We start from the raw sequence: 26787 nt of genomic DNA on the forward strand, positions 1-26787 counted from the left end.
TATATCGGGAAGTGGGTTCGGCCCCTAGATACTAAAGTATTGTTTCAAAGATGCATCCGTTACAGGAGTTTCCATTCACGTGCTTTTGCTACGGCTTCGGTTCGTCGCTTCACCTGCATTTTGTCAAAAATAATCCGGTTATGTCCTTTCACGGTAGGCAGTGCAATATGAAGTATCTCACTAATCTCCCGATTGGATCTTCCCTGCGCAATGAGATGTAATACTTCGAGCTCTCTCACACTTAACGGATCAATTCGCAGTTCAGAAACGTACGGATATACATCTGTCTCTTCCGAAATCATTTCTACTCTGTTATCCTCACCTTCATCAAATGCAGCCAGTAATTGAAGCAGATATAAATGTGAGTCACCGCGTGCTCTCATACTCTTCAAAAGACTGTGCACAACAACACCTTCGTCTACAAATATTCGAATGAAGCCAGCTGGCTCTGCCATCATCATGGCCTCAGTCAGGAGCTCGATAGCTTGTGTTCTATTTCCATGTTCCTCATGGATAACCGCCAGAAGGATTGTTGCCTTGAGCTGTTCATCCTTGAAGCCTTTGGTTATGGCCAAGCGAAGACAGGATTCCATCATACCAAGTGCCTCCAAGGTGTTCCCCTGCTTCAGCAATACTCTGGCCTGACTAAGCGCATGATTTCTGTCCCATGATAATCGTATTGCCTTTTTCAGATCACCCTGACGAAGGAGCACAAGAACGTATGCAGCAGTAATATCAGGGATCGCCTTTGTAAAATTTAACTGTTGGGCCGTTTCGTTGATTCTATCTAACATGATAGCGGCTTGATGAAGATCCGCCTTCGCAAGCGTCACTCGGGCGAGCCATAACTCACTTGCAACAACCCTGTCCGTTTGGACAAATTGATGTGCCAACTGCACACTCTGTTGGGCGTGCAACATCGCCACATCAAGGTTATTCCATTCATAATGAACTCGCGCCAGACCCAAATGGGCTTCACATGCAATGGGTAGCGGTGGCTTACCTGCCATATGGACCACCTGCTGATAGGCTTCAGCCGCCAGGTGTAGCTGATTGTTGGATTCCTGCATATTCCCCACGCCCAGTGTCGCCATCATCGTGATAATATGATGTCCGATCCTGGTACTATTCGCTAATGATTCCTCGTAGGACAATTCGGCTTCCACACGTTTTCCCTGAAGCTGGTATGCATATCCTAATGTCCAAGCTGTTGCTGCACGAATGGGCAGATTATGAGGATGCAAATATTTGAGTGCTCGAAGTGACTCCGTAATAATCGCATCCGCATCGTGCCGGCTGACAGCCAGCGTGGCTCGGATGGAAGCGATATGTCCGATGAGATCAGAATTGGCCTTTTCAGGTTCGGTATTTTGTAACACTTGTTCAGCAGACTGCAATTTGGGTTCGACGTCTATCATATATCCTGACACTAATAACGCAGCCGCATGCATCACCCATAGGGAAGGTATTGAATCCATTTCTGCTGAGGATAGAGACCTCAACCATTGCAAGGCAGGAACAGCACCCCCGCGAAAAAGAAGTGGCATACCTTTACCTTCCAACAGATCCGATGCCCGATGAGTATCTGCCGCAGCTACAGCATGATTGAAAGCCTCCAGCTCCATTTGATGCTTCTCATACCAGATACTCGCTCGCTTATGTATCTCAGTAATAGACAGATCGGTCTCCGCTGTGCCGGCATAATTTGAATTCTGGTGTACTCTTTTACGCAATAAATCTGCAAACAGATGATGGTAACGATACCATCGCCTCTCATTGTCCAAGGGAACGATGAATAGATTGGCTTGCTCCAGCCACTCCAACATGTCCTGTCCAGTAAAATCAACGGATTCATGTTCCTTGGGTTCATCTATATCCAAGATCGCATCACACAATGAACCGCATAATCGATCCAACATGCACGTTTTCAACAAAAAGTTCTGTACTTGTTCGGTTAGCCCTTGTAATATTTCTTCCATTATATAGTCCAGTACAAATGGGTCTCTGCCACTGAACGTTTCCATAAAGTGATTTGGATCAGAAGAACCCTGCATTGATAAGGCCGCTAACTGCAACCCGGCAACCCAGCCTTCTGTTCGTTTTTCAAGGAGAGCAGCATGTTCCTCTGAAAGTTTCAATCCCATGACCCGATCCAAAAACTCACTGCATTCGGCAGAAGTAAAACGCAGATCACTACCACGTATTTCAATCAATTCCCCCTTTGCCCGCAGTCGAGCCAAAGGTAACTTGGGTTGCTGACGCGTAGTCATGACGATATGCATATGCGGGGGCATGTGCCTCAGTAAGTAGGCAAGCGATTGATGGATCACTTCTGAAGTCATGAGATGATAATCATCCAGAACAAGTACAAAATGATCGGTTATTTCAGAAACTTCATTAAGAAGGTATGTAATAATGATCTCGATCGGTGGAGGCTCGGAAGATTGAACTAATCCCATGATTCCTTCAGCAAGCTTGGGGAAAATCGTCTGTAACGAAGCACATAGATATGTCAAAAAACGTGAAGGATCGTTATCCGCTTCTTCCAGCGAAAGCCAAGCTGTATCTATTGAAGAAAACTTAACCCATTGATTGACTAGTAGTGTTTTTCCTGATCCTGCAGGAGCAGAGACCAGTATGAGTTTAGCGTGCATCCCCTCGCCGAAACGGACATACAGGCGGGGACGATCCACTACATGGGAGCGCTGAACTGGAATGGTTAATTTCGTAGATAAGATCGGTGCATACATGAGCCATACCTCCATTCAAGGGTCGAACAGCAACTGTATCATTTCATATATCGTTTTGGCATCTATACTACCATAAAAATCAATAAGACACGCCATAAAAGACGTGTCTTTATTATTAGTAATACATAGATGAATTTAACTTCTGATTAACACTAGCTGCTAGTAAAAATGAATGGCTCTACCTTACACTATCCGAGCAGGAGTAATGCTTTGCGGATTGTTAAACACATTTTTCGGGTCATACTTGGCTTTGACTCTCCGCAGTCTGGCATAGTTGGCTCCATAGTACACTGGACCGGAATTTTTGATCCCTTGGTCTGGAACGTTGATATAGGAACCCACAATGTATGGTTGCAATTTCTTGCGAGTATTACGAGCGAGTGCGATATTTTTGGCGGCATGGGATGGTTTGAGCCACGTACTGGTCCATTCCACATAGAACTTCTCTTTGCGCCAGAAGAATGCGGTAGATCTAGGTGATTTGCGACTTACCGCTCCGCCCCAGTTGAGGAAATAGAATCCGCCTGGTCCCTCTTCCAGGTTCTCCAAGAATGATCGCATCGATTTAATGGCTTTGTCGGGGAATGGTTTTCGTCCAAAACCGGACGAGAACTGGTTACTATACCGTTGAGTCTCGGTCGGATCAGGTTGTAATAAGAACTTCACAACTTCCGTGTAAGGTAACAAACGAACAATGGAACTTGTCGGTGTGCCAACACTCGTAATCGGCTCCAATAGACGGAGTGCCTCTGTTTTTGACCCTAGGAACAGCCCCTCCATGACGACATTGCCACCCTTTTTCGGTCCGATGGACAACTCGCTGCCCAGTCTTGTATCCACAGAGGGAGCCCACCTCTGCCATACTTTGAGCACCTTCTCGAATTGAGCCCATGGCCAGGTGATTTTAAATACAGTCGCCTTCGCTGGAGCCCGGCGCACTTTGAATTTGTAACGGGTGTACACTCCGAAGTTACCGCCGCCGCCTCCCCGCGAGGCCCAAAAGAGATCCGCATTACGATTTTTATTGGCCCGGATAACTTTTCCTTTGGCGTCCACCATCTCTACCTCAAGCAGGTTATCACTGATGAGTCCAATCGTACGCTGGAGAGGCCCAATTCCCCCACCTAACGTAATTCCACCGATCCCTACAGTAGGGCTGTCACCAAAAGGAGCTATGAAACCTTGCTTGGCAAGGGTATTCGCAATTCTCCCTACTCGGTTACCCGTACCCACAACAACGGTTCCATTTTTTTTATCAAGTTTGATGGAATTCAGATCACTTACATCAATGACAATTCCGCCGTTAACCTGTGAAAGATTAACCTCAAGCGCATGTCTTCCACTCCGCGGCCTGATCGGTACATTATTTTCACGAGCCCATCGGATAGCGTTGGATACATCTTTCGTCCGTTGGGCAAAAACAAAAACTTTAGGATATTTGTCGGTATGCGGGTCCCAGTTCTTGCGCGCCGCTTCGTATCCCGGATCTCCTTTATAAATAACCCGTCCGGTAAGCTTTGTTGATGATTTCACACATCCCACTCCCTGCTGAATAATCGTCCTACAGCCTCTGCTGCATCAAGCACTTTATACTGTATGACGGACATTCGCGGAGGGAATGGGCTGGTGCCCTTAATTTTCAAGGTTCATGTTTCAGAGGAATCAATTCTGATTAACTTGCGCGCTTCCTGTTCTTTTTCACCATACCAGACGAGCACGTCGGCAAACAGATCCATGATGCGAACAAAGTTCTGCTTATCCGCTTCTGAAATCTGATCTGCATACTTGAAAATCTCATCAAAGCAAAGCTCCCTTACAAATTCGGTATACTTCGCATATACCTCGCGACCTTTCGGCGAAGGTTTGACGTATATGTCTTTGCGGTTACCGCTTAAATGAAATTTTTCGAGCAGGCCTTTTTCCGTCAGATTCTTCACGTTCTTGGAAAATGTACTGCGGCTTACGCCCAGGCGTGCGGCCATTTCCGACATCTTCTCTTCCTTGTCCTCGGCTTCCAGAATGTATTCCAGCGTCTGAATCTGTGAAGCCGAGAACATCATGTCTGTACCATAACTTCGTTGCAACTTGTACGTGTTCGAGTACGCATTACCGTATTTGATAATTTTCTCAATCAGTTCCCGATGGTCGCCCATCCAATCTAATTTCATGCGTAATCCCTTTCATATTCAGATTCTCTCTTACTCTACTGAAATCAGATTCGTTTTTCAATCCATGTAATTGCTTCTTCAATAACATCATCACGAGTCGGTTCATTAAATATTTAATGCATCAGATGAGCATAAATTTTGAGTGTTTTATCCGTGGAAGCGATATCGCCGTAAAAGTCACGGGAATCCTTTTCGCTGACCAGTCCATCATTTGCTCCATGCAGTACAAGCACGGGATCTGTAAACTGCTTCGGGTTCTCCTTCAGCCATGCTACGCCATTTCCCAGACTATTAAATAAATCTACAGAGATCTGCTTTTCAACCAGCGGGTCATTCGCGTAAGCGGATACAACTGCGGGATCACTGCATACGCCGCTGCCCAGCTCATTAGGGAAATACGTGCCTGCAGGAAGATCCATTGGCAGTTCTCCGGCAACTTTTGTATTGTAACGAGTGAGGGCTCCGGATAGTACGATGCCTCTGACCTTGCCTGGATATTTCGTTCCAAAGGACGAGGTTGCAAAACCGCCCATACTATGCCCGATCACAAACAGCGGAAGATCGCCACTCTCTTGCAATGCCGCCTCCACAATGACATGAACATCTTCAATAAGATGATCAAATTCTTTATAGAACGTACGCTGTCCCTCGGATCTGGCATGACCACGATGATCGAAGCGATACACGCTAAAACCACGTTTATTTAGTTGTTCCGTCACATAATCGTAGCGCCCTGCATGCTCAGCTAGTCCGTGAACAATAACGACAGCGGCTTTTGCATCACTAACTAAATTCTTACTAGAATATAGCCGAGTACCGTCAAAAGATTCGATTGTTGTTTCAATTATACTCATAATATTTCCCGATCCTCTCGTTACGCTCAAGCACCAAACAATTAAATTCTTTAGCACAGGGCGTTATTCGTATACTTAAGAATGAGGTGCTCATAATACCCAATAGAATGTGGAGGACGACTTTTTTTGGTCTTTTTCTCTTGTTACTTGCAAGATCAAAAGCTTCAAATCGGGAATAGATAAAGAAACATATTGTATTCCATAAGAACAATATTGTTTCTTATAGAAACAATATTATCACCGACGGCATCCCTTGTCTATATTTAATTAAAGCGTTTACATAGAGGCAAAAAAACGCCATCATATGTTACATGATGACGTCTTTTTCCTTTATGGTATCTAGAGTATCGAACTCCTGACCTCATCGCTGTCAGCGGATCGATACTCTCCAGATCGTTAATAGAAATGCGGAGAAAAGCTATCTGTGTCATCAGGCACCAATTTCATGTTCTACCACCCTGTAAACAACGGCTTCGGACCCACATGCGTGGGAAAGAGTGGCAATACTTCCTCTGCCAACTCCTGAATCACCTCAGCAGGAGGTCGACTCGAAAAATGAATACCGAGTGCAGCATGATTGACGCCAACTGCTCTCCATTCCTCCAATAGCTGAATCAGACCTGCTCGTCCTGTCCGCAATATGTACCCGCCACGAAGCGGTGTTCGAGGATAATTGGGATCTTCGACAAGATCAATCCATTCGTTCGTCATATGCGGCTTGAACATGCCACCAGGTATTTTTTCACGCCAAGCATTAATCTTATGACCAAGCATTTGAGGACCGGATTCGTTTGCCGTTGCTTCGGGATAAGTGAGCCAACCATCACTGTGCTCTGCAATCCAATCTAAAGACTGCCTGCTTGAGCCCGTCACAACGAGCGGAATGCCATCAGCAACGGGCTTCGGGAGCAATTCAAGCCCTTTCAATTGACCAAGAGAAGATTGAATTGCGCCAGTTCTATCCTGTATAAGCTCACGAAAAAACTCCACAGTCTCCCGGAATCGCACATCACGATGCTCCCCATCTATCCCATAAGCCGGAAACTCAGCAGGTCGGTCGCCGGAAGCAATCCCTAGCACAAGTCGTCCGCCCGAAAGTACATCAATGGATGCAGCTGCCTTGGCTAAATCAATCGGATGGCGAAGCGTGAAGATCGCGCTTCCTGTTACCAGGGAGACGTTTTGGGTTCTTGCAGCAAGATAGGCAAGATAGATAAATGGATCAAATACTTGTCCAGCATCTCCAAAGGCAGGATCAAATAAAGGAACATCTCGCACCCATACGGCTGCAAAATTTCGTTGATCAATGATTTCCACGAGGTCAGCTTGACCTTTTAGAACATCCATATGACCTTTATAAAATTTAAGTGGTAAAAACAGCCCGATTGTCAACTGGTCCGGGGCAAACATGCGGCGGAAACCAGGGTGTTGATTGAAGTTGTGTAACGCTTGTGTTGACGGATTTTCTATTCGTTCCATAACATCTATAGGTTTGTTCATTCCTTCTCCTCCTACAACAATAGTAATCCAGTAGACTGATATCTTTTTAATTCGACTGGAACTGATATAATTGTAACAATCGATTGACCCCATAAGTAGTGACAACTCTCAACAAAATAACAGGGTCAGTTCTGGCAACGAGGAGGATTAACATGATTGATTTGACATTATTGTTGAACAGAGAGTCTGGAGATCCGTTATACGCTCAGCTTTATCACTATATTAAGAAAGATATTTTGAACGGAAAGTTACCAGCCCATACTCGACTTCCCTCTATTCGCTCACTGTCCAGCCACCTCCACATTAGCCGTAATACAGTGGATATGGCGTATCAACAATTATTGGCTGAGGGTTATGTCCAGAGCAGGCCAAGGAGTGGCTTATACATCATGGATTTAAAGCTGGAAGCATTGCCCCTATCCCACGTAGTGAGTACAAATTGGTTGGAAAACATTATTCAGGATAGCCCCGAGATTCGATACAATTTTCGTTATGGTGACGTAGATGCTGAGCATTTTCCATTTGCCACTTGGCGCAAGTTATCCAATCAGAGCTTGCTCCAGAACCAAATGAAGTTGTTTTCTTATGGTGATCCGCTCGGAGAACCGGGGTTGCGATCGGAAATTGCAAATTACCTGCACAGCTCTAGGGGAGTAAATTGTTCACCTGATCAAATTATAATTGGAGCTGGTGTTCAGTACTTGCTCGGTGTGTTATCTGGATTAATAGGTGACGTTAGTCATGGGATCGCGATGGAAGACCCGGGATATGACGGTGTTCGGACGGTTTTTCAACATAAAGGTCTAAACATTCACCCTATTCCGCTGGAAGTCGATGGGCTTCATATCCGCAAGTTATACGAAAGCAATTCCCGCATCGTCTACATTACACCGTCACATCAGTTCCCCTATGGAATGGTCATGCCGCTCGCCAAGAGAATGCAATTACTGAAATGGGCAACAGACCAGAATGGGATCATTATTGAGGACGATTATGATAGTGAGTTCAGATATGTCGGCAAACCGATACCTTCCCTGCAAAGCCTGGATACTCAACAGCGAACCGTTTACCTGGGGACATTTTCAAAGTGCCTTCTGCCTTCATTACGTATTGCGTATATGGTTCTACCACAGACCATGTTAGAGCTACACCGTAAACAAGACTACCGATTATATGATCAAACGGTCTCTCATTTTCAGCAGAACACCTTAGAACTGTTTATGAGTAATGGGCATTGGGAAGCCCACATTCGCAAGATGAGGAAGGTATATCGACAGAAGCAACTCACACTCATCTCAATGCTTCAAAAGATGATGGGTGCTCAAGTTACCATCATTGGTGAGGATGCAGGACTTCATATTTTGTTGCGAGTACATAACGGAATGGATGAACACAAGCTGATTGCTACTGCTGAGAAAGAAGGTGTTCAGGTCTACCCGGTATCCCCCTTTTGGGTGCAACCAGCTCAAGCGGAGCAATCCATGGTTCAGATTGGTTTTGGTGGATTGAGTATTGAGGATATTACAGAAGGCGTATATGCCCTTCACCGGGCTTGGTTTGGGGTCTGAGAACATTCGTGTGACTACGACCACACAACCAAACCATTTTCACCTAGAAAGAACCCGCAAAACACTTGAAAATCCTTGTGTTAAGCGGGTTCTTTACATATGGAATCTGGAGTGATCTACATTTCTTTTTTGATGTTCTCTACATCATTCATTTCATCAACAGCAGTCTTACCAGCGATTCGTCCAAAAGTAAAGATATCCGTCAAGGCATTACCGCCTAAACGGTTGCCTGCATGTATACCTCCTGCAACTTCCCCAGCGGCATACAGATGTGCAATTGGCTGACCGTTTTCATCCAATACGCGAGTGTGGGTATCGATCTTGATTCCGCCCATGGTATGGTGAACCGCCGGTTTTCTAGGCGTAGCATAGAATGGAGACTTCTCAACTTTTAAGCTAAACGTATCCTTATGGAACTCCGGATCAAACCCCGCATCCACATATGAGTTATACTTATCAATCGTATTTCTAAGAACTTCAGGTTCCATATTGATTTTCACGGCCAGCTCTTCTAACGTATCGGCTCTGAACAAGGTACCTGCTTCGACTTGAAGGTCTATCTTTTCCTGGCTTGTGTTCGCTGCGGTTTTCTTGATCTCATCATCCGCAATCAGGTAAAATAAACTTCCCTGCTCGATAGCCGCTTTTGTTAAGACATCTCGTCCAGAGAATTCATTAACAAATCGTTCTCCCTTTTTATTAACAATGACAAAGTTTTCAGGAGGTACTTGCAATCCACTGAACAGCTCGCCCGTATCCGGGTCAGCTACAGGCATCATTTGAGTGAAGCCCATGCCTGTCAGCGCTGCTCCTGCACTCTTACCTAGCGATATTCCATCACCAGTCATCGCATAGGAATTTGTTGTTTTGATATCATCGTCAATATGGCTCCAGTACGTGTTATATTCCTTGAGCATCTGTGTATTTGCACCAAAACCGCCGCTGGCAAGCACAACGGCTTTGGCATGAATGGTGATTTTCTGACCATTAACACCTGTTGCGATAACACCTGTTATTTTTCCATCTTCGATGATCAATTGTTTGACTGGGCTATCTGTAATCATTTTTCCTGAATGCTCTTCTACATATTTGCTAAGTGCAATGATAAAGGCAGAGCCATAACTTTTGACAGGTTTATGGCCGCGGCGCCAAAGAGCACCCACTGGAGCAAATACGATACTCTTATCATATTCAACCCCGATATCCTCAAGCCACGTTACACTTTCCAAGGCACGGTCTGTAAGTACTTTGACCAGATCGTATTGTCCATAGATCGTGTTTCCATTCAGATCCGTTCGTTTGCCCCCAAAATACGTTTGCATTCTGTGAAGAAGTGGCGAGTCGAATAAATAAGCCTTTTCTGTGCCGAACTTTTCCTGATACGCAGTAAACTCTTCTTTGAGTGCATGGAAATCATCGATATATTCCGGGTGGACCAGGCTCTCATCCGTACTCAATAAATTCTCAATTGTCTGTCTTTCCCCTGGATTCTCAGTGAACTGTTGTTGCCATACAGGATCTGCAGCATTGACAGGACCACCTGAACGGATCGTGTTTCCCCCAACAGCCGGATATTTCTCAAGTACAATCGCACTTGCTCCTTGTTGTAAAGCTGTAGCAGCAGCACTGAGTCCTGCGCCACCTCCACCTACAACGACCACATCGCAAGTGTATTCTTCGTCATCTTTCATCTGGCTGCTAGCAGGTTTTGGACGTCTTTTCAGGATGTCAGGATTCACTCCGGCAAGCTTAACCGCTTTGGCTACACCATTGATGACAGCATTACTGGTTTCAGAAGCACCTGAGAGAGCATCTACATTCAGCGTCTGTCCCTCAATGATTTTATTCGGAATTCTTACAAAAACAACATCGGCGATGCCTTCGGTTTCACCCTTCGAATCGATATCGATGCTTTCAATTCTATTTTCACTAAAGGATACCTTCATCGGAAGATTGCCACTGTGACCTATGGCATTGATCTCATACACACCGGGTTTGTAGGTAAACTCCTCTTCTTCGTTGAGCTGATTTGAAATTTTGGCAAACCGAAGGAATCGCAGGAAACATGTTTCCAGGAAATCAATCGTTCCTTCATTGTTCAGGTCACCTGATTCGTCAAATGCTTTATGTGCAGTTCCAAGTAAAAACTCATACCCTGGCATCACATTGGCTTCAACACCCGGTGCATCCAGGATTTGACGAAGATGCAACTGTGCACGCGAGGAACCTTGTGTTCCCTGGGACGCACCTATGATCATCACGGGTTTGCCAGCCAGCGGATGGATTTCAAAGCTCAACCATTCCAGCAGGCTTTTAAGGGATGAAGGGATGGAATGGTTATATTCTGGAGTCGCAATAATGACACCATCACTTGCTATAATTTTTTCATTAAACGATTGTATAATTTCACTGTTTGTATGGTTATCGGACTGATTAAACATCGGAACATCTGTAATATCGAGAATTTCAATGGCTGCTCTGGACTCAAAATGCTTTTGCATGAACTGAAGCAGCTTGCGATTATACGATTTCTTTGCATTTGTGCCAACGATCGCTATGATTTTCATTGTGATTAGCCCCCTACTCTTGCCAGGAAAATTTTTTCGTTTTTTTCTTCAACGTCCTTTTTGATAACAGTTCCGTAGTGATCTCCGTAAACAAAACAAACTCATTGAAGATTTCGGCAAGCTCCGCCACTTTGTCAGCGTTAATGAGATTACCATTGCTATCAAATGCACTCTGTGATTTTCCCAAAAGAAACTCGCTGCTAGGCATCATTCTCGCACCAAGCTCAGGCGAATCCAGGATTTGTCTAAGATGCGCTTGTGCCCTGGAAGAACCGAGTGCACCATGTGAAGCATCCACAATCAGAACAGGCTTGTCTTTCAGGGTTTGAGTGGTATAACTGATCCATTCCAGCGCACTTTTCAACACGGCAGGAATCGCATGATCATACTCAGGAGTAGCGATAATGACACCTTTCGCTTTAGAGATTTGATCTAATAAGTCTTGTACCTTCACAGGAATATCAACTTCAGCATCCTCTAATTCATCTTTTTCAATAAAGGCAGGCATATCCTTGATTTCAAACAAGTCAATCTGGGCTTCACTAGCAAAATGCTTTTGCATAAATTGAAGTAGCGTCCGGTTCGTTGACACATCCGAATTCGTGCCCACGATAGCTAAATAGTTCATCGTAATCCCCTCTCTGTCATTCGAGATGATGTTAGTAACTGTCAGGTTCAATCTTTCGGCCTAACTCTAACATATCAAAGCTCAAATGATCTAATAGTTATTCATTGCAGTTTGATAACTAATTTGTTATAATCACCTCAAATTCAAAGTTTGTTACTTTTTTCACAAGTGGTGAGGAACATGTCTAAGTTAGAATCTCAAGATATCTTGTGTTACATTGACAGCCTATTGAAATACAGTAACTATAGCAGGGCTGCCCAATCTCTATACATATCTCAGCCCTACCTCACAAAGGTTATCAAGAAAATCGAAATTGAGTTGGGCTGTGAGCTAATCACTCGTAACAAACTTCCGTACCGATTAACCGAGCAGGGGAAAATATATTATCAATACTTAACGTCACTCGAACATAGCTACGCCAAGCTTATTAGGGAAATCTCATATATATCGGATATCGACAATAAAGTGTTACGGATCGGCATTCTTCCAAGCCTTGGTGTTTACTTAACACCCCTTTTTCTACCAGATTTTCTGGAGCTTCATCCTGCTTATAAAATTAATCTTGTCGAGGATTTACCTGAAAAAAATGAGAAACGTCTCCAAAATAATGAGTTGGACTTCTGGATCGGGCAAAATTCAAGCAGTATCTCCCCTAACCTGAACTCGTTTAACTGGGGCAGACACAGTTACCAGGCCATCATTCCGCGTTGCTGCGAATTATATCAAGAGAATGTTGCAGTTATCCCGGAGGGCACGATTGAGATCAGCACCATTTTGAATCAAAAGCTTATTCTAACGTCCAAGGGTTCGGCAATCCGAAAACAGATTGATCAATTGCTCAGTGTCTACAAGGTACAGCCTAATATCGTTATGGAAAGTAATGAAATCTACACGGTACTGAAGCTGGCAACGCATAATTTAGGTCTGACCTTTGTACCTGAAAGTATCCATATCAAGGAGTGCCCTTCGGAATACAACATCTATCCAATCCCTGTAGAGAAGATGAGTCTGGATTATTTTATAGCCCATCATGAAGCAAAAAAGCTGAATAGCGTGGATCATGACCTCATCCATACTTTTCTCAATCACGGACAACAATGTGCGATATAGGAGGCTATCATGAAACCTTTTACGAGAACGGTACCACTCATGGGAACTAACATATCCCTCTATATCGAGGGGACAGATGCTGAAGAGCTTGCCGATGAAGCCGTGAATATGCTCGTCCATTATGAACAAGTGTTTAGTGCCAACAGTGAGCACTCGCAGCTTGCCATGTTAAAAAAAGAAGCCGCATCACATCCGCTTAGAGTAGACAAGGAACTGTATGATCTTATTAAGATAGGCAAAGAACACAGCCTGAATAAAGATTCATTTTTAAATATTGCGATAGGGCCTTTGATCAAACTGTGGAGAATTGGTTTCCGCGAGGCACATGTGCCGGAAGATACCGAGATTAAAGCAGTGCTGAAGCTCTTGAATCCAGAGCATATACAGCTTGATGATGAGCAGCAAACGGTTCATTTATCCAAAAAGGGCATGGAAATCGACCTTGGAGCGATTACTAAAGGTTATTTTGCCGATCAAGTGATGGCATTTTTCAAGAAAAACGGAGCTGTATCAGCTATGGTCGATATGGGCGGCAATGTTCTGGTTCATGGCGATTCTCCCACCGGGTCCAGTCATTGGAAAGTCGGAATCCAAAATCCCTTTTTACCTAGAGGAAATGCAGCAGCACTCGTTAGTATACGGGAGCAATCCGTCGTTACATCAGGAATATACGAGAGAGTTTTAGAGAAGAAAGGGGGTCAGTACCATCATATATTTAACAGCAGGACAGGCTATCCCATCGAAAGTAATATTGCTTCTTTAACGATTATTGCGGATAGATCGCTCGACTGTGATATATATACTACAGAATTATTTGGGTTAGATGCGGTCTCCATTATTCATAAAGTTAATAAAATGAAGGATATCGAGGCTGCCGTAATCACGACGGATGGAAATCTGGCCTATACAGATAATCTTAGAGGAAGAATTGAGCCCGTATTTAGGTAAAAGTGGACGGAACAAGTTCTTCCGCCCAACTTTATTATCTGAGTGAATCAATAGTAACTGCCTTATACTTAAAGTGTCTACATCAAACCCAACAAATTATAGATCATCACTGCTGCTTCTGCACGGCTAGCATTCTTCTTCGGTGCAAACTCATCGTTACCTACACCGTTTATTATGCCTGCTCCCTGTATTGCCTCTACCGCTTGCTTCGCATAACTTGCGATGTTTGCTTCATCCTTGAAGGCTGTAGCTTCACCACTTACTAACGCCAGTTGCTTAATTTGGACAGCCTTGTATACCATAACCGCCATATCTTCTCGCGTAATGTTCTCATGAACTCCGAATCGTCCATTTGGTTTCCCGTTCACAATCCCCAGCTTCTGCGCGGTAGCGATATTTCCATGGTACCATGCTCCTTGCTTCACATCACTAAAGCTTGTCGTTGCGCTCTCATCCGATAGATCAAACAACTTCATCAGCATGGTGATGAATTCTGCTCTTGTCACTTGACCATTCGGATTAAACTCTCCATCGCCTACACCCTTCACAATGCCTCTTGCTCCCAATGCTGAGATCGCGTCCTTCGCCCAGTCTTGGTTCACATCCTTAAAGCTCGTTGCAACATACGCTACCGTATACTTGCTCAGATACGTTGGCTTGAACTCTATTTTTCCTGTCGCTGCATTGTATTTACCATTCGTCACCACTCTTAGCTCTCCGTTGTCCTTCACATCGTATACAACGACGTTGTTTGGTTTTTCGTTAGCCTTTAGTGTGTATGGCAATTCAATCACGAGATCATCTTTGCCATCAAACTGTGTAAGTTTCTTGCCATCAATCGTTAGCTCAATATCGTATACGACCTCACCATTCAGCTGAGCTTGTGCGCCAGCTGGCAATTGATTAGCTGCGATTTTCTTAATCGACAATCCTAACGTTTTCCCCGCACTTGTTCCTGTTCCAAGCAGTTCGGTTGCCACGGTTACGACTGCAGAGCCTGTGTTGATCTCGATGTGATCTACCGTAGAAGATCCACTTGTTAAGCGCGCATCTACTGCTAGCTCAATCGTTAGCCCATTCAAGCTTGCATCAGCTTCAACTTGCATGTGTAACTTACCGCCTGTCGTTTGATCAAGCGCACGCTTCACCGTATCCGCACTTAATTTCACTTTAGAAGCACCGCTCTCATTTACGACAGGCTTAATGTGTATTTGACCATTGTCCAGTACCACTGGATCACTTCCACCTGGAGCTGGTGGTGCTGTAGGTGCAGGAATGTTACCGTCACCGCCACCATTTCCATTACCACTGCTTGGTGCTTGTGGTGTTCCATCAATCGATGGTGTTACCGTTACCGTAGCGCTGGATGATAAACCACCATCCACTGTAGTTACTGTAATCCTTGCTGTTCCTGGTGCCACCGCTATTACTTGACCTGTCGCACTTACAGTCGCTACAGCTGTATCGCTAGAGCTCCATGTTACTGCTTTTTTCGTTGCATTAGCTGGTGCTACCGTAGCTGTCAATTGCCCTGATTGACCTTCTACGATTGACAACGTCGTTTTGTCCAAGCTAATTCCGCTAACGGGTACGTTCTTCCCGTTGAGTGCATCATACTCACTTTGTCTAATTGGAATTACCGTTCCGTGACGCGGACTGGCTGGTAAGTTGTAGTTAGAAGATAATGTCCAGACACCTGATGCAAGATTTGTTGTCTCGAATGGAACATAACCTCTTCCACCAAACTCATCTACGAATAAATACCATTTTTTATCGGTATTTGATTTGAAGATCGTTGGACCCTCAACCCATTTGATGTTACCAACGCCTTGATTAATCATCTTGAAGGTTGGATCTAAGATCGAGTCACCCACCTCTTGGAAGATCATCTTGCCAAATGGAGCAGAAGCTCCGTTGTTTTGCTCATCTTTCGTAAAGCGATACACTTTTCCTTCATGCTCAATCATCGTTGTGTCAATGATTGAATATCCATAATCCAAATATACTTGCGGTTCAGTAAACGTATAGAAATCTCTTGTCTTGCTATACATCATTTTTTGATAAGCATCACCTGTATGGGATGCATCATCAAACATTCTTGATGCCCAAAATACAATATATTCACCTGTTGTGTTGTCGTACATAATTTCTGGTGCCCATGTATTACCCGCTTCTTCCGGTGCAACCTCTACCATGCGTTGATCTGTCCAGTTGACTAGATCATTCGATTCCCAAACCATAATGGAACGACTGCCCCATGTCTGTGCTCTACCCCAGTTACCATTGCCGTTAATTTTTAGATCGGTAGCGATCATGTAGAACTTATCACCTTCAGGCGAACGAATAATGAACGGATCACGTACCCCCTTCTCCCCTAAGGTAGAGGTTAATACAGGTTTACCATTATTCAATTCTCGCCAGTTCAACGGATCATTGCCGTTACTTAGTGCAAAGTAAACTTGCTCACCTGTTGCAGTACCTTCTCCAGTGAAATATGTGAAAAAGTATCCCGCATATTTTTCATCAGCAGGCAGTTCCTTCACCTTCGCAATAAATTCCTTCGTAGTGGATGCTGAATTTAATGTAATCGTAGCTGTAAGCTTCACATCTACATTTCCACTACCGTGTACCGGACGTTTTACTTCTCCAGTAACTGAAACGACTTTTGGTTGTGCAGAAGCCCAAGTAATCGTTGTTCCATATAGACCAGATGTTGGTAGTGCGATATGACCTCTTACATCATTAATGTTATGAACGACTAGTGCTGCTTTTGCTTCATCTACAGAAGTGACATCGTTTGGCAATGCCTTAACCGTCAACTGAAAAGTTTTGTTAACTGTCTCTGTACCATCTGTAAATACTGCTGTTAACGTTACAACTTGATCACCTGTTGCGTTAGCTGGTCTGGTTACGGCACCTGTAGTTGAGATGACATTCCCCTTATCTGAAGTCCAGCTTATTGTTGTGCCATAAACACCTGATGTTGGCAATGTTACATTGCTTATAATCGCATCTTTTGATGCATTAGAAGCAAGAAGATCATGAATCGTTAATTTCTCTGTCGCAGCCGATACAAGCATGCCCTCCATTAAAGCAATCTTCTGATCTGCATGGGCCTTAAGTGATGTAATATCTGCCGCAGTCATAGCACCATCATAGATTTGGAAGTCTGCAATCAAACCGCCGAAGTAAGGATCAGCTGTATAGAATGACTTACCGATGGATCCACTACTGCCTGAAGTATTTTTTATTTGTTCTAGTGTCATTCCATTCGTTGAGCCTGATGCAACAGCAACACCATCAATATAAAGCGTTAGTGTACCATCCGTGCCTGAAACAACAGTCGTAACGACTTTCCATTCATTATTCTTTAAGCCTGTGGTAGAAGTTGAAGACTCATTGTTCCAAGCATTCGTCGCGATACCTAGGCGAGCCAGACCGTTAGCGTTATAACGTGGTGTGAAATACGTATAGTGTGTATTATTATTTGGTCTTCCTAATGCATATAACCACTCCGCAGCGTTTTTACCGCTCCAGTTCACAATGGATGAAACAGTCATATCCGTTAAACCATCGAGAACTCCTTGTGGCAGTTCTACATAAGAGTTAGTTGTGCCACCAGTATAGCTTAGTACACCAGCATCTTGTGTACGAATCCATTCTGCTTTAGACGGATTCATCCATTTTCCATTGAAGTTTCCTGTTTGGTCAATAACCGTCGCACCATCGATATCATTCATATCGTAGTGAAGAATGAGCTCTGCCCCAGATGGCTGCTCTACTGGAGGAGTAACGTCTTCATCAGCTAATGTTGCAATCTCTTCAACGGATAATGCACGATTATAAATACGGAAATCATCAAATTTACCATTAAATAAACTATGAGAGCTGTTTCTCGATTTACCAATATAATTCATCGTTGTTTCCAGTAACATTCTCGGCTCAACGTTAAATGTCGAGCTACGTTTAACCTCTTGACCATTCACATACAATACTGCATCAAATTCATCCATTGTAATTGCAACATGCTGCCAAGTCTTCGTTGGTAATAGTCCAGAATTTCTCACCGCATATTTATATTCTGATCCCAGTCGCGTGCTGTCATTGCTAAATTTCTCTGTAAAAGGGGTTACGACAGCGAACTCTAGACTACCTGTATCACCTTGTGTGCTCAAGTACATGGTGTTGCGGTTAACCTGTCTGCCTGTGTCGGAAGCAAAATCAAATATTCTTTGATTTGCTTGATTTCTGTCCATTTGAACCCATGTAGAGAACGTAGCCTTCTCAAGATTCAAGGATTGAATCAAGTTATCTGGCAGCTTCACATATCCTGTTGATCCATTAAGCTCTAGTGCACCACCCGTTTTACCGATACGATCCTCTTCATTAATCGTTGCTCCACCTACTAGTGTTGCGTGATGACCATTGCCAGAAATGTCATTCACCGTTGTACCATTCACTGTATTTGCATCGAATGAGTAATGTACAACCGGGTCTGTTGATGGTGCTGGACCTTTCCAGGCATACTTCTCTTGCAAAGCATCATACTCTGCACGTGAGATTGGAATTACGGTTCCGTGTCGTGGTCCTGGCGGAAGTGCATATTTATCACTACTTAGTACATTGTTCATATATTGCATACTACTATCCAGATCTGTTGTATATCGGACATGATATGGCCATGAATCAAGGAACAGATACCATTGGTCTTTATTATTATCCTTAAAAATCGTTTGCCCTTCGTTGTTGCCATTATTTCCGATCAAGCCAAGTTTATTATCACGTGTACCCGGAACAGCGTCGTATTGAAGGCCGTTTGCTGCAATACCGTCCTTGTCATAGTAAAAAGTTGGTGCTTTCTCCACATACACTTTAGTATTTACTTCTGATTTGGTGAATCGGTACAACATATCATTATGCTCAATAAACGTTGTATCAATGGTCGGAAGTGACTCATCAATCATGACCTTTGGCTCAGAGAAGTTGTAGAAGTCTCTTGTTGTTGCGTAGTACATCACATTGTACTGGCCTGCAGGTCTTCCGTTATAATCACCATATGTCTCTGTGTTTTTCATCGATGATGCCCAAAATACGATATACTCTCCAGTTACCGGATCATAGATCGCTTCTGGTGCCCACGTATTTCCTCCAGTCTTAGGAGCAACCTCGATCATACGCTGCTCGCTCCAATGAACGAGATCCTCCGACTCCCAGATCATCATGTAATGACTACCCGTAATTTGAGCTTGGTCGAAATTTGTACTTTCGCCCATTTTCAAATCGGTTGCCAGCATATAGAATTTATCACCTTCTGGTGACCGAATAACGAATGGATCACGAAGTCCTTTTTCACCCATATCAGATTGAAGGATCGACTTACCATTATTCAACCCTTTCCAGAACAATGGATCTTCAGCTGTAGCGAAGGATATCTCTTCACCACCCTCATATTCACCTGTAAAGTATGCAAAGAAGTAAGCATCATGCTGTACTGGCGCAATTGCTTGTTTAATCGTAACGTTAAACGTAAGCTGTTTAGAAGCTGCACCACTCGTAATTGTAGCTATTAGCGTAACGGGCGTATCCGTAGCTTGACGGCTTACCCAGCCTAGCTGTGTAGCGTCACCAGCCGCTTCAGCCGTTCCTTTCAAAACAGCCGGTTTGCTAGATAACCATGTAATTGTGGAGCCTTGTTCACCTGTAGCAACAAGACGTAAGTTACCTTTAATGTTGTCAGCATTGTAGATCTCTATTTGTTCAGCGTCCAGATCAACCTTCTGCTGATCATCGAATTGTTTCAAGATCGTAACAGGGAATACAGCTGTAGTTGATACGCCTTGATACGTTAAAGTAGCCGTAAGCTCTGCCTGAACATTATCTGCTTGAACAGCTGGACGCTGTACAGTGCCATGGTTAGAAATGACAGTAGGATGACTAGAACTCCAAGTAATGCTCACGCCGTTTTTACCGCTTGTTGGTAATGTAACGGTTCTCGTTATCTTATCGGTGCTTTTATCGCCTTCACCTAAGTAACGACTGATGTTAAGTTGATTCGCTGCATCATCAACAGTGAGCTGACGTATTTTTGAGATGTGAGTTGCTCCTTCTTGTTGATATAACTCGCCTACTTCTTGCTCTGTCAACGCGCGATCATGTACTTGAAAATCAGCTACGCTACCTTGAAGATATGGATCGTTTGAGAAGATTGATTTACCGATAAAGCCAGAGAAAGTAGCATCCGGATTAATAATTTCTGACAGCTTTAGTCCCTTTGCATTACCCGAAGCAACCTTAACTCCATCCACGAATAACGTTATCGTATTTCTAGCTTCGGAGAAGGACACCGTTACATGCTTCCACTGTCCACCGATAAGGTTTGAGTTTGCGCTACCTGTCACTAGTGCTTCGTTTGGCCAGCCATTTTTAGAGATACCTGTAGCAATCATATTACCTGATCCACTACCGTGACGTGGTGTTACGAAGAAATATTTGTTCTTTTCTGGTGTTAATACAGTACCCAAACCGAAGATCCAGCGATTCGTACCATCATTCGTCCAGTTCACGATTGAAGATACTGTAATCTCATTCAGACCGTATAGTAGATCTAGTCCATTTGAGCCCTTAGGAATCTCAACATGCCCACTATTAGATGTAGAGCTTCCACCATTGAAGGAAACAAAGCCAACCTCACTGTTTGAAATGAATTGTCCATTGTTTGGATTTCTAAATATTCCGTCAAATGTAACTGCCTTATTAGCAACATCCTTCAGTACGAGTTGACCGTCTACTTCTTCAGTCGTTTTCATGTTGTAATGAAGAATAAGATCATCTTTCAGTGATTTTCCCTTAACGGTAACGGCTGATGTAGCTGTAAACTCTCCATCTTCAGTTTGTACCGTAATTGTGGCTGTACCTCCACTAACAGCTGTAACTTTACCCGTTGAATTGACAATCGCTACACTGGAGTCACTAGATGTCCAGATAACTCTTTTATTCGTTGCATCTGAAGGTGAAATAGTAGCCACTAATGTCTCGCTGTCCCCCACTGATAAAATAAATGTAGGTTCATTAAGCGAAACATTTTTAACGGCAATCTGCTCAATAGAGTCATCCTTAGGTAGTAAGGTAACCATGAACTCCTTCGTTGCCTGGCTTCCACCCAAAGAAATGGTTGCAGTTAACGTCACTTGTTGTTCGATTTCTCGTAATATTACTTCACCAGTTGGACTGATCGCACTCTCATCACTAGAAGTCCATGAGATCATTGCGCCATTTCTACCTTCAGTAGGCAGTTCAAGAGATTCTGTAACTGCCGATATGTCTCCTAACGTTAGCTCTATTTTGCCTTGTTGTACTTGCTTTTCATTAAACGATTGTTCATATACTACAGCGATATCTTCATTATTTAGTGCCTCTCCGTAAATTCTTAAATCTTGAAAGCTGCCCGCAAAAGTAGCATCCCCTAAATAATTGGAGCGACCGATGTAAGCCTGCAAATCAGTACCAAAGCTTGCAGTTGTTTTCTCTTTGGCGGTCGTGCCTATATGAACACCGTTAATATAACCTGCAATAGAGCGTTCTGTAATAACCGTCGTATAGTGAACCCATTGACCTTCGTACGGTGTCGTTGAAGTGCCTGATACCCCTACCTCAGTCGTCCAAGGCTGGTCAACATTATTGTTATTCGTAAATACCGACTTAAAATCGCCACTTGGATTCGATGGATTAAACATCCAGTAATTCGTTGGCAAGTTATTGCCAGCTGCTGGAGTACCGTAGAATAATGCTGAGTAGTTCCCACTTCCTGTGTTGCTCTTGATCCATACAGATATCGTTGTATTTTCTTGATTATCAAACAAACCAGTAGGAAGCTGAACGTAGTTCGTATTACTATCTGTTCCCCCAGGTAAAGTGAGACCATCGGTGTACGTAATGTCTCCTACGGCCGTTCCATGCTTTTCATTACCTGATATATCCTGTACATCCTCAAGCAATGGATAATGCGCCAACATCGTTGGTGTTATTGTGTCCGCTGAAGCTTGATTGCTAAATGGCAGAACAAGATTGAACCAGCTACTGAAGGTCATAAGTAAAACTAACATTAGGATTGTAATTTGCTTCCGCATAGCATTCTTCCCTTCGATTAATTTTCAGAAGCATACAACCCATATCTCTCACCTATAAAACCAGACCACCTCGCTCAAGGAAATAGAGATACGTTTTTTCAAAGAAAAAAAGAATGCGCTTACATTTCTTCTCATATTACGTCTTCAACACTTCCAATTCAATGTAGTATCTTGTTCATAAGGTGGATTTTTTTATTGCAATTCACTCAAACTTCAACACTATCCCTATACTTCGAAGTAATCGTTTTCATTCTAAATATACTCTATGTTTAAATTAAAGGATTGAACGCCTAATAAACATAATATATATAGTTGGGCGCTTGTCATATGAACAACGTGTCCGAATACGATGCGGTAAGCCATGGGCGCACCGCATCGAAAAATAAGGAGGATTTTCATTTATGCCAAAACGATTTAGCAGAATGCTCGCCTTCCTCTGTTGCTTGGTAATGGTGGCGTCGCTAATGCCTACCAGCTATGCCGCCGCCACTGACAACATCGAGAACACAGTAGCGAATGAAACACCCACCGCCATTTTTGGAACTCCCGAACTCGGGTCAAACGACCCACTCTGGAGCCAGACCATGGAGCATCACATCAACAAAAGCACTGTGCCCGCCGATCCCAGACCCCATGCCACGGGCACAGCCAGAATCCTTTGGGACCATGACTACCTGTATGCCCGAGTAGTTGTGAATGACAGTAATCTATATCAGGGAGCTGGCGGAGATCACCAGTACGACAGCCTGGAATTTTATGTCGGTACCGGAACCGGAGGCTCAAACCAATGGCGCGTCAGCGCGACGGGTGTGTTCTCAGGGCAGGCCGCTCCGGGCAGAGCTGCATGGACCCAGATCACGGAAACAGGATATATCGTGGAGATGAGAATACCCAAAAGAACCTTGACCTTGGAGGAGGGCAAGCTTACCTTTGAGGTTTATATTAATAACTCGACGGAAAAAGGCGGTGACCGCTATGAAGTCGTTTCCAGTTTCGGAGATCCAGACGCGGCTTACACCAGCGCTGCTTCTTTTACAGACAGCCTGCAGCTCTCTTCAGCCAATGAAGTGGACACTAGATTCTCAATCACTGCCACTGCGGGACCGGGCGGCCGAATAACGCCGAACCCACCCGGCGATGTTCTGAGAGTAGATCGGGACGCTAACAAAGAATTTACGTTTACCCCCGATTCTGGCAAAATGGTGGATACCGTAACGGTAGACGGCGAGATCGTGACTCTATCTGCTGGCACTTATACCTTTTCGAATATTGAGGCTGACCATACCATTCACGTAACATTTAAAAATGATCCGGACGCGGGGATACTTCCCTTTATCGTATGGAATGACAACTTCGCCAGTGGCGAGTACACAACGGCTGTTATCATTGATTTAGGTGAGGGGAAGGCGGCGTTAGGCTCCGCGCTTAATCCGGACTTGTTTGCCTTATCGGCTAGGAACACAACCCTGAACGGCGAAGCGGTCACCTTTGAAGGGACGCGCAAGATCACAAGGGTATACGCTAATGACGAACCGAAGGTACGCGGCTATCTGGGGTCGGTAAGCAATTCACCGGATTATCAGGACGGACTGGCAAGTGGCCGTTACATCGTAGTTGAGTCTGAGTTTTATTCAGCGAGCGGCGGCAAAACAACGCTGGATGGCAGCAGTAACTCGACAAAGCAGGTTTACAACATCGTCCCAAACGGAGAGATCGTACTGACAGAGGGGAGTCCACTTCGCAACGTGGTTTTTGAACAGGAAAAAGTTGTGAATCCGATCCTTGACAAGTTTACAACATTCACGGACAATTCGGTCAATCGCTCGCTCTACCTTCACAAGGATGAAGACGGTAAAGTGATCAAAGGATTGCCGCTGTATGTTTATACCCACGGCATGTCACGCGGCGGCACAAACGCTGCGACAGACCAAAAAGCGGCCATGAAATCCGCCAACGGCTCGGTCGCTCTAATGAAAAAAATGGAGAAAAATCCTGACAAGTACGCCAGCCATGTACTGAATATTTCCTATAATGGCGTATCTGTTCCCTCAACAGAGAATGTTAAGAAGGTCATAGACGCCCTGATTGCCAGCGGGGATGTAAATCCTAACCGTGTTTATGCGGCGGGATTCTCCTGGGGCGGCCAATATACGAACAACTTAGTTAACAGCCACCCTGGCTTCTTCGCCGCCGCTGCACCTATGGCCCCGGTAAGCGGTTCACCGAACGCTAATGCCAATGACGCTCACAACACCTTGGCCTATTGGATGTTTTTAAATACTCATAATGTTGGAGGCTACCAGACTAACCTCAATAATTTTATAAATAACAATATGCCGAAAATGATCAACGCGAGGGCTTCGCGCTTTGAGAGCAATGAGGTTCTTACGTGGCCCTACAATCAATTTGATCAGCCAAATCTGAGGCCGAATCCGGCCAACATACCAGTTCTGGCTGATTACATAGCGCACGAAGTTGAAGCGGCGGTTCTTTACAACCAGATAACTATGGGGGATTGGAGCATAGCTCCCACGGCGCAGTCCTCTAACTTGCCAGCTTGGAACAATGACTACACAGACGTCTTTGATTGGATGTTCTCGCAGAGAAAACCGGTCGTGCCCGGTGGTCCGGGCGGCTTCAAGGCGACAGCGGGTGACGGACAGGTCACATTGAGCTGGACCGCCCCTGCTGACAACGGTGGCAGTGCGATCTTGGGCTACAAGGTATGGTATGGCAACATGACGCCGGTCACACTGGATGCGACGGAGACCAAATATACCTTTAAGAACCTGACAAACGGCCAAGGCTACAACTTCACCATCATCGCGGTGAACGCAAAGGGCGACGGCGCGCAGATCAGTGCTACGACAACGCCGATGAAGACGACGACTCCCACTGTGCCTGATTCTGGCGGCAATACGGGCAACACCGGAAATACCGGCAACATCGGTAATACGCACAACACCGACAATACGGGCACCGAGACAGACGCTGGAACGCCGAAGTCGACCTACACAGTGAATACACCGAAGGATAAACCCGCGGTCACAGACAAAAACGGCAACACCACCCTCCCCGGCGGTGGCGAGATTGCGACCAAAGGCGGGACGAAGATTAAGGTGCCCGAAGGCACAACGATAGACTCAAACGGTAAGGTAACCATTCCGGCAGACAAGAGCGCCGAAGTGACACTACCCGGCGACAACAGCACAGTGACCATTTCGGGAGGATCGACGATCGCGAGCGACGGTACGGTTACAGTAGGCGGCAACGACGCGCATGTGACCCTGCCCAACGGCAACCGTGTGGATATTCACGGCGGATCGAAGATACGGAGCGGCGGAGCGGTTGTGGTAGGACCGAGCGGCGCAAAAGTTAGCTTAAATAACGGCATGTCGCTGAACATCCGTGAGGGTACGGAGCTGGCGTTTGATGACGCCACCCCACTGGGCTTCCTCGTGCTATCGGGCAATCCTTTCAGGGATGCCAACATGGACGACTGGTTTTACAACGATATAAATTTCGCCTACACATACGATCTTTTCAACGGCACGACGTCCACAACGTTCTCACCGGGCACCGCAATGACGCGTGCAGCGTTCGTGCAGGTACTGGCCAATCTTGAGGACGTAAATCTCTCCAGCTACACTAGTTCCCGCTTTAGCGACGTGACGGACGGACAATGGTACACCGCGGCAGCCGAGTGGGCAGCCGAAAAAGGCATAGTAAACGGTACAAACGCAAACCTGTTTGACCCCAATTCGCCGTTAACGCGCGAGCAGCTGCTGGTGATACTGTACAACTACATGAAGTACAAAGGCTATGAGCTCCCTGAAAGCCACGCTAAGCCCTTCACGGACGAGAGTGAGATCAGCTCCTGGGCGTTGGAGGCCGTTCAGGCACTGCGGGACATCGACATTGTAGTAGGCAAGCCGGACAACTTTTTTGCTCCCAAAGCCACCGCCACCCGCGCCGAAGTAGCCACGATCTTTGCAAGATTCGTCGAATATCTGGTTAATTGAAAGCGTATACAGAAAAAATACAGCCCCTTCCGGTTGGACAATATCCAGCCGGAAGGGGCTACATTTTATAAATCCACATCAATGAATAGTAATATCAAACCAAATGAGTTATCTTAATTTCTTTTTTATAATTCTGCAGATACTCCGCTAGTAGTCGTCTATGGCAATGGTGAGGTTTATCTTCACTACATAAAAAACAAGAAGTTTCTTCTTCTAGAATATCATCAATGCGATTTTCAACTTTTCTTTTCTCAAGTAGACCAATATACTGTTTCTCATACTCATCCCAACTCATTAGCTTTTTTTTATAAGCACTGAGAATATCTTCTGTTGGGGCAAGCATAACATCATGTTTATATTTTATGCCCACTAATCTCATGACGTATGAGAGATCATTCTTCTTGGCGTAACCAGACAATTGTGATGTATTGTTAAGACGTGTATCTATAAGACGAGTTACACCTGCTTCTTTAATTAAATCCACAAATTGTTCCAAACTTTTTTTTGCAAATCCAATCGTACAAATTTCTTGTTTCATATACTTAA

At 44.6% G+C, this 26787-nt stretch carries 13 protein-coding genes; 4 read left to right on the forward strand and 9 right to left on the reverse strand.

All coding sequences use genetic code 11. From position 1 onward, the window contains the following. Positions 1-59 precede the first annotated feature (59 nt). From ACE04G_RS29750 to ACE04G_RS29770, 5 genes are all read right to left on the reverse strand, one after another. Complete coding sequence (locus ACE04G_RS29750) at positions 60-2750, reverse strand: winged helix-turn-helix domain-containing protein (protein ID WP_221823219.1); 2691 nt, start codon at positions 2748-2750, stop codon at positions 60-62. Positions 2751-2933: 183 nt separating this feature from the next. Continuing rightward, a complete protein-coding gene (locus ACE04G_RS29755) occupies positions 2934-4283 on the reverse strand; it encodes an FAD-binding oxidoreductase (RefSeq protein WP_221823217.1) in 1350 nt (449 codons plus the stop codon). A gap of 113 nt (positions 4284-4396) precedes the next feature. Next, on the reverse strand, positions 4397-4918 hold the full coding sequence (locus tag ACE04G_RS29760) for a MarR family winged helix-turn-helix transcriptional regulator (protein ID WP_076209078.1): 522 nt from the start codon (positions 4916-4918) through the stop codon (positions 4397-4399). 113 nt (positions 4919-5031) lie between these two features. Continuing rightward, positions 5032-5772, reverse strand: a complete 741-nt coding sequence (locus ACE04G_RS29765) for a lysophospholipase (protein ID WP_486095405.1) — start codon at positions 5770-5772, stop codon at positions 5032-5034. 450 nt (positions 5773-6222) lie between these two features. Next, positions 6223-7272, reverse strand: a complete 1050-nt coding sequence (locus ACE04G_RS29770; RefSeq protein ID WP_339307731.1) for an LLM class oxidoreductase — start codon at positions 7270-7272, stop codon at positions 6223-6225. 152 nt (positions 7273-7424) lie between these two features. Here ACE04G_RS29770 and pdxR point away from each other — a divergent pair, with 152 nt between their 5' ends. Continuing rightward, a complete protein-coding gene (pdxR, locus tag ACE04G_RS29775; RefSeq protein ID WP_339307729.1) occupies positions 7425-8840 on the forward strand; it encodes a MocR-like pyridoxine biosynthesis transcription factor PdxR in 1416 nt (471 codons plus the stop codon). Positions 8841-8956: 116 nt separating this feature from the next. Here pdxR and ACE04G_RS29780 read toward each other — a convergent pair whose 3' ends face one another. Both ACE04G_RS29780 and ACE04G_RS29785 read right to left on the reverse strand, forming a co-directional pair. Continuing rightward, a complete protein-coding gene (locus ACE04G_RS29780; RefSeq protein ID WP_339307727.1) occupies positions 8957-11407 on the reverse strand; it encodes a flavocytochrome c in 2451 nt (816 codons plus the stop codon). Positions 11408-11420: 13 nt separating this feature from the next. Then, positions 11421-12035 carry an NADPH-dependent FMN reductase gene (locus tag ACE04G_RS29785; RefSeq protein ID WP_449003937.1) on the reverse strand — a complete coding sequence of 205 codons (615 nt, stop codon included), beginning with the start codon at positions 12033-12035 and terminating at the stop codon, positions 11421-11423. A gap of 180 nt (positions 12036-12215) precedes the next feature. Here ACE04G_RS29785 and ACE04G_RS29790 point away from each other — a divergent pair, with 180 nt between their 5' ends. Next, positions 12216-13145: a LysR substrate-binding domain-containing protein gene (locus tag ACE04G_RS29790; RefSeq protein ID WP_339307723.1), complete on the forward strand. Its 930-nt coding sequence runs from the start codon at positions 12216-12218 to the stop codon at positions 13143-13145. 9 nt (positions 13146-13154) lie between these two features. Further along, positions 13155-14093, forward strand: a complete 939-nt coding sequence (locus ACE04G_RS29795; RefSeq protein WP_449003938.1) for an FAD:protein FMN transferase — start codon at positions 13155-13157, stop codon at positions 14091-14093. A gap of 77 nt (positions 14094-14170) precedes the next feature. On the opposite strand, the gene ACE04G_RS29800 is transcribed toward ACE04G_RS29795, so the two are convergent. Next, positions 14171-22219, reverse strand: a complete 8049-nt coding sequence (locus ACE04G_RS29800; protein WP_486095409.1) for an immunoglobulin-like domain-containing protein — start codon at positions 22217-22219, stop codon at positions 14171-14173. A gap of 401 nt (positions 22220-22620) precedes the next feature. On the opposite strand from ACE04G_RS29800, the gene ACE04G_RS29805 reads away from it, so the two are divergent. Continuing rightward, a complete protein-coding gene (locus ACE04G_RS29805; RefSeq protein WP_449003940.1) occupies positions 22621-26241 on the forward strand; it encodes an S-layer homology domain-containing protein in 3621 nt (1206 codons plus the stop codon). A gap of 94 nt (positions 26242-26335) precedes the next feature. Here the strand turns inward: ACE04G_RS29805 and ACE04G_RS29810 are convergent, their stop codons facing one another. Then, the gene (locus ACE04G_RS29810; protein WP_449003941.1) at positions 26336-26779 is read right to left on the reverse strand and encodes a DUF488 domain-containing protein; all 444 of its coding nucleotides are present in this window, start codon (positions 26777-26779) and stop codon (positions 26336-26338) included. Positions 26780-26787: the final 8 nt, after the last annotated feature.

This window comes from Paenibacillus sp. AGC31 (genome assembly GCF_057334655.1).

Coding starts and splice junctions, on each gene's coding strand:
- ACE04G_RS29785 (WP_449003937.1), bottom strand. CDS start 12,035: ATGAACTATTTAGCTATCGTGGGCACGAATTCGGATGTGTCAACGAAC.
- ACE04G_RS29800 (WP_486095409.1), bottom strand. CDS start 22,219: ATGCGGAAGCAAATTACAATCCTAATGTTAGTTTTACTTATGACCTTC.
- ACE04G_RS29810 (WP_449003941.1), bottom strand. CDS start 26,779: ATGAAACAAGAAATTTGTACGATTGGATTTGCAAAAAAAAGTTTGGAA.
- pdxR (WP_339307729.1), top strand. CDS start 7,425: ATGATTGATTTGACATTATTGTTGAACAGAGAGTCTGGAGATCCGTTA.
- ACE04G_RS29750 (WP_221823219.1), bottom strand. CDS start 2,750: ATGTATGCACCGATCTTATCTACGAAATTAACCATTCCAGTTCAGCGC.
- ACE04G_RS29765 (WP_486095405.1), bottom strand. CDS start 5,772: ATGAGTATAATTGAAACAACAATCGAATCTTTTGACGGTACTCGGCTA.
- ACE04G_RS29760 (WP_076209078.1), bottom strand. CDS start 4,918: ATGAAATTAGATTGGATGGGCGACCATCGGGAACTGATTGAGAAAATT.
- ACE04G_RS29795 (WP_449003938.1), top strand. CDS start 13,155: ATGAAACCTTTTACGAGAACGGTACCACTCATGGGAACTAACATATCC.
- ACE04G_RS29790 (WP_339307723.1), top strand. CDS start 12,216: ATGTCTAAGTTAGAATCTCAAGATATCTTGTGTTACATTGACAGCCTA.
- ACE04G_RS29770 (WP_339307731.1), bottom strand. CDS start 7,272: ATGAACAAACCTATAGATGTTATGGAACGAATAGAAAATCCGTCAACA.
- ACE04G_RS29780 (WP_339307727.1), bottom strand. CDS start 11,407: ATGAAAATCATAGCGATCGTTGGCACAAATGCAAAGAAATCGTATAAT.
- ACE04G_RS29805 (WP_449003940.1), top strand. CDS start 22,621: ATGCCAAAACGATTTAGCAGAATGCTCGCCTTCCTCTGTTGCTTGGTA.